This window comes from uncultured Bacillus sp. (assembly GCF_958411575.1).
Taxonomy (GTDB): Bacteria; Bacillota; Bacilli; order Bacillales; family Bacillaceae; genus Bacillus; species Bacillus spizizenii.
In genome coordinates this window covers 235,294-252,449 of record NZ_CATYRA010000007.1, presented here as the reverse complement: position 1 = coordinate 252,449, position 17,156 = coordinate 235,294, and the positions used below count along the sequence as shown (strand labels likewise).

General features: G+C 39.0%; 14 protein-coding genes and 9 pseudogenes. 8 read left to right on the top strand and 15 right to left on the bottom strand.

What is annotated here, in order from left to right:
- A partial coding sequence (locus Q5C82_RS13860; RefSeq protein WP_302267758.1) for an NTTRR-F1 domain occupies window positions 1-1,079 on the bottom strand: 1,079 nt, incomplete at its 3' end.
- Between the two features lie 152 nt (window positions 1,080-1,231).
- Here Q5C82_RS13860 and Q5C82_RS13855 point away from each other — a divergent pair.
- A pseudogene (locus Q5C82_RS13855) lies at window positions 1,232-1,447 on the top strand (hypothetical protein); the annotation flags it as partial.
- A 797-nt stretch (window positions 1,448-2,244) separates the two neighbouring features.
- Window positions 2,245-2,595: a DUF2200 domain-containing protein gene (locus Q5C82_RS13850; protein ID WP_003220172.1), complete on the top strand. Its 351-nt coding sequence runs from the start codon at window positions 2,245-2,247 to the stop codon at window positions 2,593-2,595.
- Window positions 2,596-3,090: 495 nt separating this feature from the next.
- Here the strand turns inward: Q5C82_RS13850 and Q5C82_RS13845 are convergent.
- The 4 genes and pseudogenes from Q5C82_RS13845 to Q5C82_RS20515 form a co-directional block, all read right to left on the bottom strand.
- A pseudogene (locus Q5C82_RS13845) lies at window positions 3,091-3,204 on the bottom strand (SMI1/KNR4 family protein); the annotation flags it as partial.
- A 184-nt stretch (window positions 3,205-3,388) separates the two neighbouring features.
- A complete protein-coding gene (locus Q5C82_RS13840) occupies window positions 3,389-3,916 on the bottom strand; it encodes a PadR family transcriptional regulator (protein WP_032727423.1) in 528 nt (175 codons plus the stop codon).
- 34 nt (window positions 3,917-3,950) lie between these two features.
- Complete coding sequence (locus tag Q5C82_RS13835; protein ID WP_003220170.1) at window positions 3,951-4,799, bottom strand: sialate O-acetylesterase; 849 nt, start codon at window positions 4,797-4,799, stop codon at window positions 3,951-3,953.
- A 181-nt stretch (window positions 4,800-4,980) separates the two neighbouring features.
- Window positions 4,981-5,414, bottom strand: a pseudogene (locus Q5C82_RS20515) (tyrosine-type recombinase/integrase); the annotation flags it as partial.
- A 621-nt stretch (window positions 5,415-6,035) separates the two neighbouring features.
- Between Q5C82_RS20515 and Q5C82_RS13825 the strand changes: the two are divergent.
- Window positions 6,036-6,191 carry a phage holin gene (locus Q5C82_RS13825; protein ID WP_088886082.1) on the top strand — a complete coding sequence of 52 codons (156 nt, stop codon included), beginning with the start codon at window positions 6,036-6,038 and terminating at the stop codon, window positions 6,189-6,191.
- Window positions 6,192-6,433: 242 nt separating this feature from the next.
- Window positions 6,434-7,479: pseudogene (locus Q5C82_RS13820) on the top strand (aspartate phosphatase).
- Window positions 7,480-7,682: 203 nt separating this feature from the next.
- On the opposite strand, the pseudogene Q5C82_RS13815 reads toward Q5C82_RS13820, so the two are convergent.
- A pseudogene (locus Q5C82_RS13815) lies at window positions 7,683-7,884 on the bottom strand (hypothetical protein); the annotation flags it as partial.
- A gap of 114 nt (window positions 7,885-7,998) precedes the next feature.
- Between Q5C82_RS13815 and bglS the strand changes: the two are divergent.
- The gene (gene bglS, locus Q5C82_RS13810) at window positions 7,999-8,730 is read left to right on the top strand and encodes a beta-glucanase (RefSeq protein ID WP_003220166.1); all 732 of its coding nucleotides are present in this window, start codon (window positions 7,999-8,001) and stop codon (window positions 8,728-8,730) included.
- A gap of 204 nt (window positions 8,731-8,934) precedes the next feature.
- Here bglS and Q5C82_RS13805 read toward each other — a convergent pair.
- Window positions 8,935-9,268: pseudogene (locus tag Q5C82_RS13805) on the bottom strand (UV damage repair protein UvrX); the annotation flags it as partial.
- Between Q5C82_RS13805 and Q5C82_RS13800 the strand changes: the two are divergent.
- Window positions 9,268-9,351, top strand: a pseudogene (locus tag Q5C82_RS13800) (hypothetical protein); the annotation flags it as partial. The pseudogenes Q5C82_RS13805 and Q5C82_RS13800 overlap by 1 nt on opposite strands.
- Before the next feature lie 22 nt (window positions 9,352-9,373).
- Here the strand turns inward: Q5C82_RS13800 and Q5C82_RS13795 are convergent.
- A complete protein-coding gene (locus Q5C82_RS13795; RefSeq protein WP_003220165.1) occupies window positions 9,374-9,928 on the bottom strand; it encodes an SMI1/KNR4 family protein in 555 nt (184 codons plus the stop codon).
- Between the two features lie 134 nt (window positions 9,929-10,062).
- Between Q5C82_RS13795 and Q5C82_RS13790 the strand changes: the two genes are divergently transcribed.
- Window positions 10,063-11,499: a flavin monoamine oxidase family protein gene (locus tag Q5C82_RS13790; protein ID WP_136975853.1), complete on the top strand. Its 1,437-nt coding sequence runs from the start codon at window positions 10,063-10,065 to the stop codon at window positions 11,497-11,499.
- A gap of 255 nt (window positions 11,500-11,754) precedes the next feature.
- On the opposite strand, the gene csaA is transcribed toward Q5C82_RS13790, so the two are convergent.
- The 7 genes and pseudogenes from csaA to Q5C82_RS13755 all read right to left on the bottom strand — a co-directional run bounded on the left by csaA (window position 11,755) and on the right by Q5C82_RS13755 (window position 16,398).
- Window positions 11,755-12,087, bottom strand: a complete 333-nt coding sequence (csaA, locus tag Q5C82_RS13785; protein WP_003220163.1) for a chaperone CsaA — start codon at window positions 12,085-12,087, stop codon at window positions 11,755-11,757.
- A gap of 64 nt (window positions 12,088-12,151) precedes the next feature.
- Window positions 12,152-12,877, bottom strand: coding sequence for a helix-turn-helix domain-containing protein (locus Q5C82_RS13780; RefSeq protein WP_079996615.1), 726 nt, complete (start codon window positions 12,875-12,877; stop codon window positions 12,152-12,154).
- 14 nt (window positions 12,878-12,891) lie between these two features.
- Window positions 12,892-13,511, bottom strand: a pseudogene (locus Q5C82_RS13775) (GNAT family N-acetyltransferase).
- 77 nt (window positions 13,512-13,588) lie between these two features.
- Window positions 13,589-14,164, bottom strand: a complete 576-nt coding sequence (locus Q5C82_RS13770; protein ID WP_003220159.1) for a TetR/AcrR family transcriptional regulator — start codon at window positions 14,162-14,164, stop codon at window positions 13,589-13,591.
- Window positions 14,165-14,174: 10 nt separating this feature from the next.
- Window positions 14,175-14,875: pseudogene (locus tag Q5C82_RS13765) on the bottom strand (MBL fold metallo-hydrolase).
- A 48-nt stretch (window positions 14,876-14,923) separates the two neighbouring features.
- Window positions 14,924-15,406: a GyrI-like domain-containing protein gene (locus tag Q5C82_RS13760; protein WP_003220158.1), complete on the bottom strand. Its 483-nt coding sequence runs from the start codon at window positions 15,404-15,406 to the stop codon at window positions 14,924-14,926.
- A gap of 53 nt (window positions 15,407-15,459) precedes the next feature.
- Window positions 15,460-16,398 carry a YafY family protein gene (locus tag Q5C82_RS13755; protein WP_003220157.1) on the bottom strand — a complete coding sequence of 313 codons (939 nt, stop codon included), beginning with the start codon at window positions 16,396-16,398 and terminating at the stop codon, window positions 15,460-15,462.
- Window positions 16,399-16,595: 197 nt separating this feature from the next.
- Between Q5C82_RS13755 and csk22 the strand changes: the two genes are divergently transcribed.
- Window positions 16,596-17,141, top strand: a complete 546-nt coding sequence (csk22, locus tag Q5C82_RS13750; RefSeq protein ID WP_003220156.1) for a mother cell-specific sporulation protein Csk22 — start codon at window positions 16,596-16,598, stop codon at window positions 17,139-17,141.
- Window positions 17,142-17,156 lie beyond the last annotated feature (15 nt).

Sequence of the window (17,156 nt, the reverse complement as noted above, 5' to 3'; positions counted from 1 at the left end):
TCCCCGGTTGCACCAGTTGATCCCGTTGCTCCTGTTGATCCCGTTGCTCCTGTTGCTCCAGTTGCTCCAGTTTCCCCGGTTGCACCAGTTGATCCCGTTGCTCCTGTTGATCCTGTTTCCCCGGTTGCACCAGTTACTCCCGTTGCTCCAGTTGCACCAGTGGCTCCAGTTACTCCCGTTACTCCCGTTACTCCCGTTACTCCCGTTGCGCCAGTTTCCCCGGTTGCACCAGTTGATCCCGTTGCTCCTGTTGATCCCGTTGCTCCTGTTGATCCCGTTGCTCCTGTTGATCCCGTTGGACCTGTTGGTCCTGTAGCTCCAGTGGCTCCAGTTACTCCCGTTACTCCCGTTGCGCCAGTTTCCCCGGTTGCACCAGTTGATCCCGTTGCTCCTGTTGATCCCGTTACGCCGGTTGCTCCAGTGGCTCCTGTTGATCCTGTTGCTCCGGTTGCTCCTGTTACTCCTGTGGCTCCGGTTGATCCCGTTGCTCCCGTTGCTCCGGTTGCTCCCGTTGGACCTGTTGGTCCTGTAGCTCCGGTTGCTCCCGTTGCCCCTGTTTCTCCTGTGGCTCCTGTTGCCCCAGTTGCTCCCGTTGGCCCGGTCGGCCCAGTTGGTCCAATCCCCCCAGCAGACTCTATTAAAGAAACATCATCAATTAGAACAGACCCAAAAGTAGTTTTACTTATTACCAATACTGCGTTTACTGCTTCAGCTGGGATTTCAATTTTTCTATATATTTCATTCCATGTATTAAATGAGACATTTGGCAAACTTCCGGCAGCAATGATAATTTCCTGTCCGCCTTCAATCTCTTCTCCTTCACTGTTAACAAATAAAATTTGTATAGTTACTTGAGAACTAGGGTTATTCCCCATTCTCCCAAGCGAAACGATGAATGTCAGAGATTGTTCAGAAACGATAGGCACGATTTGCCCTAAAAAAGCATACGGCTGGCTGCTGATAAACTGGGCGGCATATCTACCAGAATAGGTAAAAGTATTAATAACGGACGTATTTGCAGAAGCCCAGCCCGTCAGATTGCCAGTTTCAAAACCTCCATTTACAATCACATCATTCACTCAACTTCATTCCCTGCCTTTTTTAATAGTTCCAGCTATTATATGCAGGAAAAATGCCATCGGTCTTTCACTTCACTAGCTAAAATAAAAAGAGATGAATGTCCCTGCATCACTTTTTTCTTCCGAATGATGTTATGACTGACACATATGGAATCTGAAAAAAGAAGCAGTCAATTGATATCTTAGACGACTGAAAGAAGGAAGTAATTGCCCCGACAGTTTGGACTTGATTTAAAGACAAAGAAAACTCTGTGGCTGCAAAGAAATTGGGGATTTCGCAGAGATATGTATCTCTAATTGAGAAGAGGGCGCTAATGAAGATGTTTCATGAGTTTTATCGGGCTGAGAAGAAGAAATTCAAATTATAAAAGCTGCTGGCAAGGGTACCAACAGCTTAGCTATTATTTCCACGGCCAGAACCCGGGCGTGAAAAAGATATATTTTCTTGATTATATCGACATTGCTATTTTATCTATTGACCTTAGTTTGCCTCTAACACATCTTTGCTCGTCCCATTTCTTGTATATTAATCTAGACTTCGAGACATTAATGTATATCTTCTGCTATCAAAACAACAATGAATATGCAATGTAAAGGTTTACCCCACTATAGATGGAAATCCATAATACCCGTCATGAAGTATGTTGAATATCTTGATCGCTAGGGCCGTCCTGCTAACACTTTGAAAACATATGCATACCATCTATAATTATATCGGAGCTTCTTAGAGATTAAAAACCTCAAACTACAATTCAAAGTCAGACAGAAAGGGGCACAATAAATTCACCTATGGTTAATGCGACACAAACTAAAAGATCAGAAAAAACAATAAACAAAATAGTAAACTGTGTCATTGGAATTTATGACTGCATGACAAAAAAAGAATATCTTGATAAGGATGTAAAATCAGCTCTCACCAAGGAAATAAAAACGAACAATAAAACTTATACATCTTCCGGATAAATCCATAAAAATGGATATTATTAAAGTAAAGGAATCTCGCAGATACATAAAAACAATTTCTAAAGAACATGTTAATACCCTACTGATGTTGGCTATTCCATAACCATGTCGAGGGAATCTTGACACTTACAAACAGCTAATTCGTTTGTACTCAATATTTTTCGTGATATATTAAAGAAAACCATATAAGCGAGGATATATCATGGCCAAACATCAGATCTATACAATGAGTGTCGCAAGGGTCTATCCCCTTTATGTTACGAAGGTGGAGAAAAAAGGACGTACGAAAACAGAAGTCGATGAAATCATCCGTTGGTTGACAGGATATAGCCAGGAAGAGTTAGAAGCGCAACTGGAAAAACAGACAGACTTTGAGACCTTCTTTGCGGAAGCCCCCCAACTGAATCCTTCACGAGCTTTGATCAAAGGTGTGGTCTGCGGTGTCCGAGTGGAAGACATCGAAGAACCGACTATGCAGGAAATCCGCTATTTGGATAAGCTGATCGATGAGTTAGCAAAGGGAAAAGCGATGGAGAAGATTTTGCGGAAATAATAATGAAAACGAAGAACCACTGATTCCATATATAAAATATAAGATGTATTATTGTTTGAATCGGCAATAATCTTGAAACTTCAGGCAAGAAGCAGAAAATGATCAAACTTTTTTTAAAAACTGAACTCTGATTTGTGGAGAGAGAATCCATTTTGATCAATCTTTTTTCAAAGTGGATTCTTTTTAAATTAAATCTCAATAGATGTGTGTTACTAGTGTAACTTTGATCAAACGTTATTCCAAACCAACAGTATTTTGAATTAATAACGACAAGCATTTGTGTATAGTATAATATTTCCTGTACTTTAAGTTTGCAGTCTTGCTCATCCCCTGCGAAAGGGGGTGATACTAATGTCAACATGCTTGCATTTGGGTTGTTTATAATTGGCTTATGGTATTTACAATACTAATGTGTTTTTTAATTAAAACCATTATTTTATTGAATTGTGGATGTGCAACTCACATGCTTCAAATACACAATTGCAATACTTTTGCTTAATCGTCCCAGTCTTCATCCTCTTCCCAATCATCTTTCGCTTCCTGAATCTTATTATAAAAAAATTCAATAAAGCTTTCTGCAGCAGTATCTTGATAACCAATTCCCCTATCCAGAGTAGCCCTGTTTTACAACATTAAATGTACAAGACAATCTAATTAAAAATAAAGGTTGGTACATATTGCACACGTCTAATATGTATCAAGCTTTTAATTTTGCTCAACAAACGCGCCCGATTGTTGAACAATTTTCTTCTTGGTCCTCAATTACAATAAATCCTTATTTTCGTTTTTCCCACTATACTTCTGAATCAATCTCCTTTAATAGTTCATAAAACCAATTCACATTGACTTTATGGTGTGAAATGGAGTTTTCTAACATACGTACAAAACTCTTCATGAGAGTTGATTTATTTGCTAATGCATCCTCTATGAGAGAAATTTTTTTCTCTGTTTGTTTAATCTGAACTAGAATGATTTCCCTCATCTTTTCTTTGTCGAATTCATCTTCAAAAAGCATAGCACCATAGAAGGAAAGATTTACATAATCCGTTTTTGTCCCATACTTAGTCATTAAACGATTGAACTCTGTAATTCCTAAATCAGTAAGAATGTATTTATTTTTTTCTCTCGATTCTGATTCCCTCATTTCAGAAATACGTTGAATCAATCTTTTTTCTTCTAACTGTTGAATATTGTAATAAAATGAACCTTTAGTGTAATTGACTACATACTCGTAATGTCGCTCATTCATAATGGCCAAAAGTTCATATCCATATGAACCGGGTTTTTCTTTTAACAAACCTAAGATTAAAAGTGGAATCAATTGATCTCTCCTCAAAAATGAGATTAATTTTGCTTTACTTACTTTCATTAATAGTAGAGACATTAATAGAAAACTCCTCAAAACTTAATTGTCCCAAGGCAAACTTCATACTTTCAACAAATATACGTTCATTTTTAGTTAGTTCACGCTTTGCTTCCTTTTCAATCCATTCATGCTCAACGTCCAAAATATCTAAAACATGTTTTTGTTTTGAAAAAGCCTCATAGTATCTTAATCCAAATTTTCTTTGGGAGACGGCATCAATATGAATGCCATCTGGATTTGCTGTTAAGCCTTTTGATGTTACAAAATAACAATTTTTTTCAGCATGAGCAACTTTAGATAGTATCTGGTTTATTTGTTTATATTCTACAGCACTTTTTCCAAATCCGACATCTCCAAGGTAATGTCCCAACTCACCGATAATAATCGGGATATCTGGTGCATTCAATTCTTCTCTCAAGTGTTTAAATAGTGAAAGCAATTTATCTTCATACGTCTTATATCGTTCTCCGTAACTGTCGCTTTCTCCTTGATGCCACAGAATTCCCACTAATTCACTTGTTTCCATTGCGAATTTTGCTTCAGAAATCGCGTGTCTTGTTAAAAGTCCGTCAATTGCCCACTCATCAATTGAGCTTCCTCCCTCGGCACATGGTATTACCCCAATGGACTCGCCCGGATGATCCTCTGTCCAAGCTTGAGCAAAAGAGGCTGCCGGCCCAACACCAGATACGTGACGATCAAAATTAAGCGGTTCCGCCATCATTTGCCATCTGCCGTTTCGCAACATATTTATACGCTCATTATAAATCGGCGGTACATCCTCAATAAATCCTCTGCCTGCCATATTTGATTGTCCGATTAATAATATAGATTTCATAGAAATACCTTCTTTCTTTGTTTACCAATAGTCTAATTAGACTAAGTAGGTTTATAACCATAGTTTAATTAGACTATTTTGTCAAGTTATTTTTGTCCTTATTTAACTAAATGGCCAATAACAAAAAGACACACCTCTATATGCGCTTCTCGATTTCGATTAAGTTTAATTTGTATTGCTTTCAAAGATATTTACTATAAAATTCATGTCTCAATTTGCCACTTAGCTGAGCATATATTTTTGTGGTCTCACTCTTTTCATGACCAAGTAAGCTTTGGATCACTTCTAGTGGCGCACCATTATTAATCAAATGAGTAGCATAGCTGTGTCGTAGTTGATGAGGATGAATACTCTTTTTTATCCCAGCTCGATTTGAAATGCGTTTGATTATATATCTCAGGTTATCAATACTCATACGCCTTTTGGCCTTCTTTCTGTAGTAAATAAGCCAGTCTCTTCATCATCTCTTTCATCTAAATATCTTTTTAACCAAATAGAACAACGGGTATTAAAGTTTACTTCCCTTTCTTTATCACCTTTACCATGTACTGGGATTCTTTTACTTAATTTCAGCTCTTTTAATTTCGCAGCAGAATTTTTCGAAATATAGCCTTCATTGATGTGATTGCTGTATAAATTCGTCTAAAATTAAAGTTTACATATATTAAAAAAACGATGGACTCCTCCATCTTCATTATTAAAGACAAGAGGATAAAATAAGGATTCGTTTTAATTTTCCCTGTTACGATAACGATCAAAAACAGAGTGATCTGTCCCATTTCAAGCCAGAAATTATTCTGCTTTTTTTAAAATTACTCTTGATTTTCACTATTATATATGCATCCATAAAGCATTCGAGCATAACCATTATATGTAACTGAAATGAAGGTTTAAGAGCTATTATATAGGGATTTCACTACCAGTATATAGAGGGTACATTGACATCCAAATACTCAAAAACAAGAACAAAAGTGCCCATAGCACTTCCATTTTCACACCCTATCCAAAATTTCATTTTCCTAATTTCACATTAAATCATCCTTTTTCACATCGTAATCGATATCGTAAAAGCCTATAATATCAAAGTTTTCCCCTCTTCAAATCTCTTCTTACTCATCAATATTTGCTTAAAACAACCTCTTTCCCCTACTCCCGCTTATGTTTTACGATCGTTTGTCCCCTATTCACTAATTAAAGTGTCAAAACCCTTATGTTTACTGACTTTTTTAGTTCTTTATAAATTTTTACGATACGCATGTTAGAGGTGTACTATACGACTTATCGGTATTTGGTGAAAATTTGACAGAGAAATTTAATGCACTTCTAACTTTTTTAACTGCAATGGGTATCATTGTTGACCCAACAACTCAAGGCATTTTTGACAGTGAGTAAGCAATGGATTACGAATCTTCACAATAAACCCCTACCCTTCTCTTAATTGAGGAGGTATTTTTTTCGTTATTTGAGGTAACATCAGTCTTCCTTATTCACTTAAATATGATAAAATATTACATATTTAGATATTTAATATAGGAGGGCTTGTGTTGGAGCAGATGATCTCTTCTTCTAAAGTCGGAGTGAAAATAAATGAGTGGTATAAATACATAAGATTGTTTAGTGTCCCAGATTCGTAAATGTTGAAAGCTGAGGTCGAGGAAGAAATAAGGCATATAAAAGAAGATCAAGATTTATTGCTGTACTATTCTCTCATGTGTCTTCGCCATCAGCTGATGCTGGATTACCTTGAACCAAAAACATTGAACGAAGAACGACCTAAAGTTTCAGACTTATTAGAAAAAATTGAAAGTAGCCAAACAGATTTAAAAGGGATCCTTGAATATTATTTTAACTTTTTCCGAGGAATGTATGAATTTGAACAATACGAATATCTTAATGCCATAAGCTTCTATAAGCAAGCCGAGAGAAAATTATCACTTGTTGCAGATGAGATTGAACGAGCAGAATTCCACTACAAAGTTGCAGAAATTTATTATCATATGAAGCAAACTCATATGTCGATGCATCACATTGTTCAAGCAATCGATAGTTATAAAGCACATGAAAACTACACTGTAAGAGTTATTCAATGCTCATTTGTTATCGGTCTAAACTATTTGGATATGGACTTCCCTGAAAAAGCGATCCCTCATTTTAAAGATGCTCTAGATAAAGAAGAGAAATCGATATGTCACGATTAATCGGATCATCTCTGTACAATCTTGGCTTATGTTCATTTGCTGAGGAAGCCTATGAAAAGGCAGCTGAGTACTTTAAGGAGGGAATTAGAGTATACCAGGATAATGGGTATGAGCACTCAAATCGTTTATTAGACATCTTACTTATGTTGACAAAAACCACATTTAAAATGAGAAATCACTCCGAGGGAATTTCTTGGTGTGCACATGGTCTGTCTTTGTCCGAAGATTTAAACGATGAGATTATGGCCAAAATGTTTGAATTCATTCATGCCCTATATGTAGATAACGACAAAGAAAAATTAAATTCGATTCTAAATTATTTAGAATTAAAGTCAATGTTTTCAGACTTGGAGGATTTAGCAACAGATGCAGCGAAGTATTACAATGAAAAAGAAGACCATAAAGTGGCTGTTGCTTATTATGAGAAAGTGCTTTATGCCCGTAAACAAATTCAGAGAGGGGATTGTCTTTATGAAACTTAAGCATGCATCTGTCTTTATTTTAGCCATTGTTTTAATTGGATTTGTAAGTATTTATTTAACTAACACTCAAAAAGATGTCCAAGAAGCACGCAGAGGGCAAGTGTTGGTTATTTCACTGATGGACATTCATTTGAAGTTGCTAGTAGAGGTCATACTTCTTAAATATGTATTATTCCCCCTTCAAATTTTGAAGGGGGTTATTTTTATGATTTATGTCTACCTGTTAGCCCAGCTCGATGAAGCGCAGTTCCTGCAGGTATAAGAAACTGCTCTCAGAATCGCTTTCGATTCGTATTTACTTCTAATTCCATCCATAACGAATCCTAGCTTTCTTCTTTCAAATAGGCTTATTTTCTGACTAGAGTCATCTTCAATATTAGGCAGAGTAACTAAGATACTTCGTACTTACATGATTCTAGTTAGAAGATTCGTTATTATCATTATTTTGACCGATGTTCCCTTTTAAAAGAATCATGTATGATCGTTAAAGAAAGCGTTCTCAAAGGAAGGGATGCCAACATGTCTTATCGTATGAAACGAGTGTTGTTGCTTCTTGTCACTGGATTGTTTATGAGTTTGTCTGCAGTCACTTCTACTGCCTCGGCTCAAACAGGTGGATCGTTTTTTGACCCTTATAACAGCTATAACTCCGGATTATGGAAAAAAGCAAATGGTTATTCTAATGGAAATATGTTTAACTGCACTTGGCGTGCGAATAACGTATCAATGACGTCATTAGGTGAAATGCGTTTGGCGCTAACAAGTCCATCTTATAACAAGTTTGACTGCGGAGAAAACCGCTCTGTTCAAACATATGGCTATGGACTTTATGAAGTCAGAATGAAACCAGCTAAAAACGTAGGGATCGTTTCATCGTTCTTCACTTATACAGGTCCAACGGATGGAACTCCTTGGGATGAGATTGATATCGAATTTTTAGGAAAAGACACAACAAAGGTTCAATTTAACTATTATACAAATGGTGTAGGAAACCACGAGAAGATTGTGGATCTCGGATTTGATGCAGCCAATACCTATCATACGTATGCGTTCGATTGGCAACCAAACTCTATTAAATGGTATGTCGATGGGCAATTAAAACATACTGCGACAAGCCAAATTCCGACAACACCAGGAAAGATCATGATGAACTTGTGGAATGGTACGGGTGTAGATGAATGGCTCGGTTCCTATAACGGTGTAACACCGCTATACGCTCATTACGACTGGGTACGTTATACAAAAAAATAATGTAAAAAGTGATAAGAGCCTGCTACCCCCGATATAGCCAGGCTCTTATGATTGTAATGAGAAGTTGTTGTCATTCTCTATATTGAAACTGAAGAGCAAATTGAAAAAACAAATCTTACTTTTTAAATTTATATGAATTAGTTTCTTAACTAAATGATAACAAAAAGCGTTTATATTTTTAGTCACTTTTTGTTATGACTGCAGATTAACATCATCCTCAATATTCGATAACGTAACTGAGATACTTCTCATTGTTTTACCCGAATAAAACTTATTAAAGAGCATCAAGCAGCATTTATAAATGTTCTAGGTGATATTGTGGGAAGATCAATTGTTTTGGATCGATGAAAACCACCACCAAGCTCACTCTTTCTGATCCTGCATCAACGGCGCGCCTATTTCTGATAAATCAATTCCATGAGCATGGTAGTACAACTGGTTCCCCATTATGCCAAATTTCTTCTCAAGCTAAGGGAAATTTAGCTAACTGCCCTACAGTTGATATTCCCTGCAGCTTTTTAAAGTCTTGCTAAATTTGAGGATGCCAAGATGTCTGATGCTTACATAGAAGAATCTTTTTTAGAACATGAGCTGGCGATCGCTTATACAAAATCAAAATCATCTGACTGTCTTATACATCGCACTATCTTGTTCTATAATAATTTTCTGCAGTATAGTAACGCCATTCCCAAAAAGCTTCCCCATTGGAGAGTATATACCGGTCTAGAAATATCTCAAAGTTTAAATTTAATGGTGTATACTCACCCATTTGAAAAATAAAGAGATAGTTGGGATCACCTTTATCCAATTTATCTTTGTCGATCATCAAATGGCAACCTTCTAATAAGTGACCAATTGGGATGCCATTGATGCCTTCAAACAAATCCTCATATTTTAATTCTTCTTCAATCTCTTCAAGTCTAAATAAATAAAGTCCTCCACCTATATTCTCCCCATCAGCAAGTATCTGAAAAATTTTCGCACCATTATGTAGTGTAATAAACTTTTGATAATCATCTGGAAGGGTAAGCTGGTGTTTAGCCTCAAAGCTTTGAATGTCATTCAGGGTTGCTTTGTCCTGTGAAAATGTTACAAGGAACTCCATGATATATCCTTCAGAACAAAACAATTTAATGGCTCCTTTTTCATCTAAGAGACTTTTCAAACCATTTACAGTCTTATGAACAAAGTTAATCAATTACCTCACCTCACCCCAATATTGTTCTTTTAACGAGAATCAATACAAATTCCAAAAGAAGTGAATAGATCGTGATAGCTGCCCTTTTCACTGAATATAATGCAATAAATTCAAAAAAGAGGTGCCCCCCAAAAGTGAATTCTCTAATGAATGAGGACATGATAAAGATCATTAGAAGTGGCCTTAGCGCATCACATCATCCAAAGCATATTATTGTTGTGGGAGCTGGATTGGCCGGGCTTGTATCAGCATCTTTGCTAAAACATGCCGGTCACAGAGTAACGATTCTTGAAGCGAGCGGCAGAGCAGGCGGCCGTGTCTGCACGTTGAGATCTCCCTTTAGTGATGGGTTGTATTTCAACGTTGGCCCGATGCGCATACCGAATATCCATCTGTTAACCTTAGAATATATCAAAAAATTCAGGCTGCCAACAAATGTATTTATCAACAGAACCCCAATGGACATCATTTACACGAATGGAATCAAGACACGTCTCCATCTTTTTGAACGAAATCCTGAAATATTAAGATACCCCGTTACACCAAACGAACAAGGGAAAACCGCTGAAGAGCTGATGCTTTCTGTATTGCAGCCTATATTACATTTTATTAATCAAGATCCTGCAAGAAATTGGCGGATTGTTGAAAAACAATACAAGAATTATTCGTTAAGCTCTTACTTAAACACTTTCTTTTCATATGGTGCGATCGATATGATTGGTATACTTCTGGATATGGAAGCGTATATGGGTATGTCCCTTGTTGAAGCGTTACGGGAATCCGTCTTTTTTTCATCGCCATCTCACTTCTATGAGATAACAGGCGGCATGGATCGGCTTCCTCATGCGTTTCTTCCTCAATTAAAAACAAATATTCTATACCATCTAAAAATGATGAAAATTTCTCAAAATGAAAAAAGCGTTACGATCCATTGTCAGCATCAACAAACAGCAGAACATGTAACATTCACAGCTGATCTCGCTATTGTAACCATTCCTTTTTCAACATTGCGATTCGTGAAAGTCGAACCATACCATTCTTTTTCCTACTATAAACGGAGGGCAATTCGCGAACTGAACTATATGAGCGCAACAAAAATCGGCATAGAGTTTAAAAGCCGATTTTGGGAAAAAGCCGGGCAGCACGGCGGCAAATCTATTACTGATCTTCCGATTCGATTTTCGTATTATCCAAGCACTGGTATTGGAGCAAATGGACATGCCGTTGTTCTGGCGAGCTATACATGGGCAGATGAGGCACTGATGTGGGACAGTCTTTCAGAAGGAGAGCGTATTCAGTATACTTTATTGAATTTATCTGAAATATATGGCGATATTGTATGGTCAGAATTTGTGTCCGGCGCTTCTTTTAGCTGGAGTCAGAATCCTTATTCGGCAGGGGCCTTTACAGCTTTCGAACCAGGACAAGAATTAGAGCTGTATCCTTATATCCCTGTCCCTGAAGGAAGAGTTCATTTCGCTGGAGAACATGTCTCACTTACTCATGCGTGGATGCAAGGCGCGATTGAATCTGGAATACGTACCGCTTATGAAGTCAATCGTTTATCTTAGATCCTGCTCTCATCTTGTCCTAAAGCTCGTTGAATAGCAGAATTTCATATAGTCAGATCATAATCAGATGTACAAATTCAATCACAATAACAAAGTAACCCTTGCATTCCTTCACCCGCCATGCTATATTCATATAGCGATGAGCTGAATTGTGTAAGCCGATGTACATGCCCTTTGCGGCGCACACGAATGTGGCGTGTGGTGCATCGCCTCAATACGCAAAGACGTTTGCCTTGGGCAAACGTCTTTTTTGTGTTATCCGATTATTGTGCCGTTTGGGACGGGCTGACCCGGCTGCAATAGGACGACATCCCCCTGGCCGGGAATGCCCCCAAGAACCAGCACTTCCGATTTAAATCCGGCGATCCGGCGCGGCGAAAAATTGACGACTGCTATGATTTGCTTGTTGATAAGATCTTCGGGCTGGTAACGCTTCGTGATTTGCGAGCTCGATTGTTTCATGCCGATTTCTGCTCCAAAATCAATCACAAGTTTAATCGCCGGGACTCTTGCTTCAGGAAATTCTTCCGCTTTTACTATAGTACCTGTTCTGATATCCAATTTCTCAAAGTCCTCAATGACTGCCATATCAATAACTCCTTTTTCTCCTATTATAAAAGAGATATCCCAGGTTCGTTTAACCAAAGAACAATCATTTTTTATCCGAATATAAGGTGTTTCGATATAACCGGGGCGACATACCTGTACTTTTCGTGAACCATCTTGTAAATGAAGAAAGATTTTGAAAGCCCAGCGCCTCGCTCACGACGGTAAGGGTTTCATTTTTCTCTATCAGCATTCGTTTCGCTTCCTCAAGCCGAAGATTGGCAATATAGTGCTGCGGAGACTTCCCCGTCTGTTTTTTGAACCAGTTTGAATAGTAAGCTGGGTGGTAATGCTCGATTTCAGCCAGCTTCTTAATCGTCAGCCGCTCAGATAAATGGCTGTGGATATAAGCAATTGAGGCGTAGGTATGGGATTGCAGCTTTTCTTTTATGTATTGAACAAGCATATGTAGCGAGTTCGCTGTGCCGGCCTTTGCTTCCTCTGTCAGCAAGTACCTGATCGAAGACCAGAAAGGATCAATCGCAGCTTCAATGCCCGATCCTGCATGATACTCATCAATTTTCATTGCATGAAGCGGAACATCCAGTACAAGACATTCATTTCTGCCGATTGAACGGAAACGATGCTCGCACTCCGGCGGAATATATAAAAAATGATCCGGCTTTAATTTCACCTGACGTCCATCTGTCTCAAGATCAATACTCCCTTCAAGCGGAAAAAGAAATTGGCTGTACCCGTGCTTATGTGAATGATAAAGGCGTGTGTATGTCCGTTTTTCACAAATAATCTCTTGAAGCGAGTCCATCAGCAAGCTCCTTTCTTTGATCATCTATTAATCCGATAATGTTGTTCCGATATAGGCGAAAATCCGTTTTTTTCATATAAGGAAACTGCCGCCATGTTTTCTTTCAGCACTTGCAAATACATGTGCTTCGCCCCGTTTCCGATTGCCCATTCAGTCAACGTCCTGATCACTTGAGTTCCTGCTCCTTTTCCTCTATGCTCCTTGGCTACAACGATGTTACTAAGTCCGCCATAGCCATCAATGACAGAAGCGGTTCCAACCGCTGCCAGGCTCCCTTGGTCATACATCGTGAAAAAGGTTTTACACGGCGGCATGCGTTCGAAAATGTTTGTATAGCCTTGATGCCGCTCTGTTGAAAATTCTTCCAATTGAATGAAATGATCATCCAAACAGTAGACGGCATCAAGCCCTTTCGGAGATGCATTGCTGATATGAAAACAAACAGGCAAGCCTAAGCCTTTATAAAAATGCTCGGCCTCCTGCTGAAAATCTCCTTCAGGCGTATCCGCAGAGGTCCACACGCTGTTCGCCCTTTTGGTTACGCCAAAGTTCGCTCGAAGAAGCCATTGTCCCATGTTTTTCTGAAATAAGACGGCCATGAAGCTGCCGCTAACTGCTCAATTTTATGAATGTCATCCATAGTCTGATGTCTCTCCTCTATGTATACTGTCATGACATTATACAATATTCAGTAATATAAGGCATCTATTTATTAGTTTACATAACATTTTTATTGTTTCTTGATAAGCCGGACAAAAACGTTTGAATTGAAAATGACAGACTTTTTGAAATATCCTCTTCACGTTCAAATGCTTCTTTTGCGATTAAAGTCGTAAAGCCGTGCAGCAGGCTTCTAATCCCCCTAGTCACATGAATGGCAGTCTTTTCGCTTGCATAGCCGTTTTCAATGAGCAGGTAAGTGACAAGCCGGACAATTTGGCCTGCCACGATTTCCGCCCTTTTGTCCTGAACCTTAAGTAAAGCCGCTTCATAATATCCGGGATTTTCAACTGCAAAATCAACATATGCCTGAGCTAAAGAAAACAAAGCGGAATCTCCCTTTTGTACCGTTACGGCGTCAGCCTTTTGATCATAGAGCTTTGTCAGTCCGCTGACAGCAAGCTCTGTTCTGATCGCTTGCAGCCCGTTGATATGATTATACAGCGATGGAGAGCGTACATTCATTTTTTTAGACAGTACGGCAAGCGTGACACCATTCAAGCCTTCCTGATCGGCAATCTGCGATGCGGCGTCTACAATCATGTTTTGGCTCAATCCTATTCTCGGTGACATGCTAATCTCATCATCCTTTCTTTGCTTTTTGGATTGCCTGTCTCATCTGCTCTGAGGGTGATCTCAGAAAATTCCCATGTCCAACAGCGAGACTGGAAGGCGCCTTATCGGCGAGCAATTGTGCACTTTTGATGGCCTCCTCCTTATTCCATGTGTCAAATTCCGGAAAAGGAAACGCCCATTTTATCTGACCTGATACAGCGATTCCTCCGCGCAACTGAAATGCATCTCCTGCAATTATAGTGCCGTTTCTTGTATCAAGAAATGACATGCTGCCCGGTGTATGGCCCGGTGTAGAAATTGCAAGCAAAGAACCAATTGTTTCACCGCCCGTCAACAGATGGTGTGGCTTTGTTTGCACGTGTTTCGGATACCTCCTTTTATCGGAGTCTGCGGCTCATCATGACGCAAGGATGTATCACCTTTCAGCAGGAAAGAATCTCGTTCTGAGATCATCACCTTTGCATGAGGAATTGCTTGTGTCAATGCATCCAGTGATCCGACATGATCTCCATGTGCATGGGTAAGTAAAATATGATGAAGCGGCTTTCCCAACTGGTTTACAGCTTGAATAATTCCTTTACAGCTGCCCGGAAGTGCGGCATCAACAAGGGTGACTTCGTTTTCTTCGTCTACAAAATCGCAATTAACCGGAAAAAAAGCTGAAAAAAAAGTCAGCTGCCAAACTGTTTGATACTGGGTAATTCTCATTTATTTTTTCCCTCTAACAAAAACTAATGGCGTTAGTTTTCCAAGAGTTTATGAATGTTTTATGGCAACATATATGTTAACTTGTGCCCTCTGAGGTACTGCTGCACTTTGATCATACATTTCAAAGTCACCTGTAAATGTACGCAGATGACGCTTATCCCAAGTCCAAATTTCCTTCCACGTTTCATACACAATCTCTTCAATCGGGCCAATTCTGGAAGTAAAAACAGCATAAGCGGAAGCCGGCAAATCAATGTTTTCGTATGGTGCCGGAAGAGTCCTGCTGTCCTCCTGAAACGTTCCGACTGAAAACGTGTAAAATCCTTTCGTCTCCTGTTCGTAATTAGAATATAAGGCAATAATGCTCTGATCTTTTGCCTGTGAGAAAAGAACGCTCATATCCTGCTTCCAGAATTGGTCCCACAGTGCCGGGATCCGCCTTTCTTCCGTCATTTCCAATGCGTTGCTTGTCCGTTGTGACAGTCCGGCAAACCATTTCTGCTCTAAGTGTGTCATATGTGAAAAACTCATACGATCCCTCCTTTTTATCTAGATTATAAAAAAAGAAACCTGACAGCAGTGTGTCAGGTTTCATATACTTTTTGCATTTGACGAATGGTATCTTTTACTTTATCCCGGATATGAAGAGGTTGCAGAACCTCAATATCCTTTCCGAATTGCAGCAAAAAACCGATCAGCCATCGATCTTCAGGAAGAGAAATCACTGCACGGCAGTTTTCATCTTCATCGTAATGAAAAACTTCATTTCCGAACCATTCAAATATGCGCTGACGTGCTGACGGCTGAACAAGAATGACCAGTTCGGTTAATCGGTCCTTTTGGTACCAGTGCTTATCCCACGGCAAGGTCTCCAGCTGGACTTCTTTTCTGATAAAGGACTGATGTAATATGGTCAAATCTTTCATTCGGTTAAGTTTAAAAAAGCGAAAATCATTTCTAACCAGACAATAGGCATATAAATACCATTGCCCCGCCTTGCAAACCAATGTGTAAGGTTCCGTTTCACGCTGGAGAGTTTCCCCGCTTGCGTTAGTATATGTAAATGATATCGTTGACAATCGATCGATGGCAGCGCTGATATTCTCACGAAGCGCCTTTTGATCCTCAGTCTGGCCCCAAGCCGTCATGTCAATAAACCATTTTTCAGTTTGGTGCTTAAATGCTTCAGCTGACTGCTCAGGTATGAGGTGCTTGATTTTTTTATAAGCTGTGCTGTGAGAAACAGGTTCATACATAGATGAGACACTCTGCAAAGCGGAAGCGATTGCAAACAGCTCCTCCTCTTTCAACCACTCTCTCTCAAGCCGATACGTCTCCATAATTCCAATTCCGCCCCCGGAGCCCTGTGAGGTCACAATTGGAATACCAGCTCTATTGATTGTCTCAATATCACGGTAAATTGTTCTGACAGATACTTCAAACAGCTCAGCAAGTTCAGCTGCCTGCACTTGTTTTTTGCTGATTAATAACACAACCATTGCTAACAAACGTTCCAGTTTCATTCTGCGCACCTTTTCTTCCTTTATTTTACAATCCTAACATTTTTATAAAGCTTGGGCATATCTATTATGCGGCCAAATACAACTTGCATATGTTATGAAAACAGGGGTTTCCCCTTCTTTTTTGTGTTCAGTATTGATTTCAGCTACTATTTCGAAACGGATAAGCATACACTTCTCAACGGAGGGGATTTCACATCATGCATCTTACACTTCAAAGCGTTTATCCTGCTATGATTATCATCTTTTTTTTGTATAAAAAAATTAAAAGGTCCATCGGATATCAGCCGCTGAAGCCTCGGTGGCTGTTCACACGTATGATACTTTTCTCGCTGTTTGCTTTTGGTCTTTCAATCTTCAGCGTCATTCACCCTTTTTTATATGGATATCTCATTTTCGGCATTCTTGGCGGATGGCTTCTTGTCGTTTTCGCAAAGAAAAACATCTCCTTTGAAAAGCGCAGAGGCAAAATTTATTTTCGGACTCATATTTGGGTAGAAATCATTCTTTTAACCTTGTTTCTATCAAGATTTCTATATCGAGTGACAGAGCTTTATCTTACCTCGCCTGATCTAAACAGCCTTGGATCTTACAGTCAGTCAATTGGAACGGATCCTCTGACAATTGGCGTCTTTTTTTTGATAGCTGTTTATTATATCGGTTTTTCTTCTTTTGTCATCAAGCTCAGCAGAAACGAACTCGATCAGAACGGACACAGTAAAGAAAAAGACATCCTTGCCCGCTAACCGCGATTAAGCAAG

Bases quoted from the DNA above. Each gene is read 5' to 3' on its own strand.
- Q5C82_RS13850 (WP_003220172.1), top strand. From the start codon at position 2,245: ATGGCCAAACATCAGATCTATACAATGAGTGTCGCAAGGGTCTATCCC.
- Q5C82_RS13835 (WP_003220170.1), bottom strand. From the start codon at position 4,799: ATGAAATCTATATTATTAATCGGACAATCAAATATGGCAGGCAGAGGA.
- bglS (WP_003220166.1), top strand. From the start codon at position 7,999: ATGTCTTATCGTATGAAACGAGTGTTGTTGCTTCTTGTCACTGGATTG.
- csaA (WP_003220163.1), bottom strand. From the start codon at position 12,087: ATGGCAGTCATTGAGGACTTTGAGAAATTGGATATCAGAACAGGTACT.
- Q5C82_RS13770 (WP_003220159.1), bottom strand. From the start codon at position 14,164: ATGTCACCGAGAATAGGATTGAGCCAAAACATGATTGTAGACGCCGCA.
- Q5C82_RS13760 (WP_003220158.1), bottom strand. From the start codon at position 15,406: ATGAGTTTTTCACATATGACACACTTAGAGCAGAAATGGTTTGCCGGA.
- Q5C82_RS13755 (WP_003220157.1), bottom strand. From the start codon at position 16,398: ATGAAACTGGAACGTTTGTTAGCAATGGTTGTGTTATTAATCAGCAAA.
- csk22 (WP_003220156.1), top strand. From the start codon at position 16,596: ATGCATCTTACACTTCAAAGCGTTTATCCTGCTATGATTATCATCTTT.